This window comes from Caulobacter sp. P1_B12_2 (genome assembly GCF_056406675.1).
This window is the reverse complement of the sequence record NZ_JBFTZS010000482.1, coordinates 1-3,375: the sequence shown is the minus strand read 5'-3', so window position 1 is coordinate 3,375 and position 3,375 is coordinate 1. Positions and strand designations below refer to the sequence as shown.

The 3,375-nt window shown below is 70.4% G+C and carries 6 protein-coding genes; 3 read left to right on the top strand and 3 right to left on the bottom strand.

All coding sequences use genetic code 11. The features are described 5' to 3' along the window. Positions 1-112 precede the first annotated feature (112 nt). Positions 113-508 carry a VOC family protein gene (locus AC1DZ6_RS21915; protein WP_477099241.1) on the top strand — a complete coding sequence of 132 codons (396 nt, stop codon included), beginning with the start codon at positions 113-115 and terminating at the stop codon, positions 506-508. 5 nt (positions 509-513) lie between these two features. Then, positions 514-1,557, top strand: coding sequence for a ThuA domain-containing protein (locus AC1DZ6_RS21910; protein WP_477099240.1), 1,044 nt, complete (start codon positions 514-516; stop codon positions 1,555-1,557). A 21-nt stretch (positions 1,558-1,578) separates the two neighbouring features. Here AC1DZ6_RS21910 and AC1DZ6_RS21905 read toward each other — a convergent pair whose 3' ends face one another. From AC1DZ6_RS21905 to AC1DZ6_RS21895, 3 genes are all read right to left on the bottom strand, one after another. After that, positions 1,579-2,142 (bottom strand): DUF2239 family protein, encoded by a 564-nt coding sequence (locus AC1DZ6_RS21905; RefSeq protein ID WP_477099239.1) that lies wholly within the window; start codon positions 2,140-2,142, stop codon positions 1,579-1,581. After that, positions 2,139-2,486 (bottom strand): GIY-YIG nuclease family protein, encoded by a 348-nt coding sequence (locus AC1DZ6_RS21900; protein WP_477099238.1) that lies wholly within the window; start codon positions 2,484-2,486, stop codon positions 2,139-2,141. Before AC1DZ6_RS21900 ends, AC1DZ6_RS21905 begins: the two co-directional genes overlap by 4 nt. 100 nt (positions 2,487-2,586) lie before the next feature. Beyond that, complete coding sequence (locus AC1DZ6_RS21895; protein ID WP_477099237.1) at positions 2,587-2,994, bottom strand: (2Fe-2S) ferredoxin domain-containing protein; 408 nt, start codon at positions 2,992-2,994, stop codon at positions 2,587-2,589. A gap of 103 nt (positions 2,995-3,097) precedes the next feature. Here AC1DZ6_RS21895 and AC1DZ6_RS21890 point away from each other — a divergent pair. Continuing rightward, positions 3,098-3,375: hypothetical protein (locus AC1DZ6_RS21890; protein ID WP_477099236.1), on the top strand; the 278-nt coding region annotated here is incomplete at its 3' end.

Below are 3,375 nucleotides of genomic sequence, written 5' to 3'. Positions count from 1 at the left end.
CCCGCGCACTATGCACCAAACAAGCGCCGAACGATCGGTCCTGGACGCGGATCGCCGACATCCGACGCGCCGCGTCGTCGTGCTAAGCAGGGGCGCAATCCAGTGAGTCCCCATGGCCCAGCACCTCGCCCTCCTGTCCCTGCTCGTCCGCGACTATGACGAGGCCCTGGCCTTCTATGTCGGCAAGCTGGGCTTCTCGCTGGTCGAGGACAGCGATCTGGGCGGCGGCAAGCGCTGGGTGGTGGTCGCGCCGGGCGCGGCCGGCACGCGCTTCCTGCTGGCCAAGGCCGCCGATGAACAGCAGCTGGCGCTGATCGGCGGCCAAGGCGGCGGCCGGGTCTGGCTGTTCCTGCACACCGACGCCTTCGAGGCCGACCACGCCCGCTTCAGCGCCGCCGGGGTGACGTTTCTGGAAGAGCCCCGGCACGAGGTCTACGGCAGCGTGGCCGTGTTCGAGGACCTCTACGGCAACCGCTGGGACCTGCWGCAACCCAAGACCAAGGCCTAAATCGCATGCGCCGCGTTCTCGCCCTCCTGCTGGTCGCCTTCGCGGCCCTGTTCGCCCTGCCCGCCCTGGCCAAGCCCGCCACGCCGCTCCGGGTGCTGTATCTGGACCAGTCGGTCGGCTGGAAGCACGCCCCGGTCGCACGTCCCGAGGGCGGCGGCCTCGCCCCGTCCGAGACGGCGATGATCGCCATCGGCCAGGAGAGCGGCGCCTTCGCCGCGCAAGTCACTCAGGACGCCCGCGAGATCACGCCCCAGCGCCTGGAGAGCATCGACGTCCTGGTGTTCTACACCACCGGCGCTCTGCCCCTTTCGCCGGAGGCCTGGGCCGCGGTCCAGCAGCGAGTGGCGGCCGGCAAGCTGGGTTTCGTCGGCCTGCACAGCGCCACCGACACCGCCTGGCCCTATGACGGCCCCGGCGAGACCTACACCCGCTTCATCAACGGCGATTTCGCCGGCCATCCCTGGACCCAGGGCACGCCGATCCGCATCGAGACCCTGGATCCCGACCTGCCGCTGGTCGGCATGTGGCCGGTCAGCTTCGACTATGCCGAGGAGATCTATCAGCACAGCGACTTCGACCCGGCCAAGGTGCGGGTGCTGCAGACCCTGGACTTCGCCGGCACGCCGCTGAAGCGGCCCTACGCCGTGCCGATCGCCTGGGCGCGCGAGATCGGCAAGGGCCGGCTGTTCTTCACCAATCTGGGCCACACGCCCTCGACCTGGGACGATCCCCGCTTCCGCGAGCAGGTGGTCGAGGCGGTGAACTGGACGGGCCGGCGCACCGACGGCCGCGCCACGCCCGACACGCTGCGCCAGTTCCTGTGGCAGGTGAAGGCGCTGCTGGCCTATCAGCCCGCCCCCGGCCGCGACGACAAGGCGATCATCGGCCGCCTGCTGAAGATGGACCCGGTCTGGCAGACCGCGACCGCCCAACGCGTCGCCGACCTGCGGGCGGTCTATCCGAAAAAGCCCGACAGCGACCGCGCGCCCTTCGACGCGGCCTACCAGGTGGTGCTGGCCGAGGTGCTGGCCCGAGGCGGGGCGAAGTAGGCGCGCGACCGAAACCCTCTCTCAGCGGGAGAGGGTTTTCGCAAATGCCTCGCCTGCCAGCGCCTTCAAGTGCTCGGCGATGTCGGCAGGCCACTCGGCCACCCGCGCGGCGAACTCCGCCGCGTCGCCGGCGAACAGCGCGCGGCTCATGTCCTCGAAACCAGGCCGGTCGCCAGCCATGACCGAGGCGAAGCGGTAGGCGGCGTCGCGGGCGGCGCGGCGGCGGTCAGGACCTTCACTCTCGCGGCGCGCGGCCTCGACCAGCTTGCGCAGGACAACCGACGCCCCGCCCGGCTGGGCGGCCAGCCACTCCCAGTGGCGCGGCAGCAGAGTCACCTCGCGGGCCGTGACGCCCAGCTTGGGGCGCCCCCGACCGCGCGGGGCGGCATCGCCTTCGCCCAGTCGCAGGGCGATGTCCCACGGTCCGCCGCGCAGATCGAAATCGGTCTGACGCCCCTCGGGATCGAAGATCAGCAGCGAGGCCTCCGGGTCCTCCGCCAGCCGAGCCTGGGCGGCCACGGCCACGTCCAGCTTGGGACCGGCCGCGATCCGCCGCTCGCCCTCGAACACCACATAACCGCTCATCGCCGCAGCCCCTCGGCGTGCAGCCTCGTGCGCCAGTGTTCGCGGCGCTCGAGCAGCAGCGAGGCCCGGCCCAGCCGTTCCAGGCCCTTGTCGTCGATGACCTCCAGCACCTCGAAGCCGAAGGCCGCCTCTCCGTGGGCGTTCCAGGCCTGCTGCAGGGTCGGACTGGTGTGCCCGCCCGTCCGCAGGGCGAACCAGACGCCGTTCTGGCGGGTCGACAGGTCGGGCGTGCCGCCGATCCAGACCTCGTCCGTCGTCGCGCAGCGCACGGCGTAGATCCCCGCCCGGACCTCGCGGTCCTTGTAGTCGCGCACAAGGGCGCGTCGGTTGTTCGTCGTTTCCATGGGTGTATTTTTACCCGGGTATTTTGCAGAGTCAATATTACCCGGGTATATTATACCCTTCCCCGTCAGGGAGGTGTCTGCGCCGCCGACGGTGGGGGCGTCATGCGGGATCGACCAAGCGCAGGGTGGGCGCCTCACCACTCCCCCCACCGGCGCTTCGCGCCGCCTCCCCCACAGGGGGAAGACCATTCAAGCCCAGCCGCTCGATCACCGCCGCGGTCGAGGCGCCGCGCGGCACGACCACCCAGTCGCCGGGGCTCGAGGCCCTGACCGTCACCACCGCGTTCTTGGGACAGACGTCGAAGCAGCCCACCTCGAGCACGCCGACCCGGGCCTTGCGGCCCTTGCCGCCGCCCTGGGCCTTCACCGCCTGGCGAAGCACCTTGGCCAGCTTCTCGTCGCCGTCCTCGCCGAAACCGCCGTCGAGTTTCTTCGAGCATTTGCGGCAGACGAGGACCACCTCGGTCCAGTCGGAACGGGCGCGCTTGAACGGCTTGTCGTGGCTCACGGGGTCCCGCCTCGGCTATGTTCCGTACTTGGGAGGAACGCCGCCGATGGCAAGGCCTTGCCAAAGGCGCTAGAGACCCGGTGCGAAAACAGGAGGCCCCAGGATGGTCCGCAATCTGAAGGGCAAGGTGGTCACGACGCCGCGTACGACGCCGCCCAACCCGACCACCCAGGCGGACATCGCCTGGTTCGAGGCCCACGAAGGCCGCGTCTTCCGCCTTCGCGATCCCGCGCCGCTGGAGTTCAAGGACCCGCTGGGCGATCCCGGCGAAGGCTTTTCCTGGCGTGTCCTGGTCGCCAAGCTCAGCGATGGGGGCCGGCTCAGGCTGCCCGTGTCCCTGGCCTGGGACCTGCACAACGACCACGCCAAGGACGCCCACCT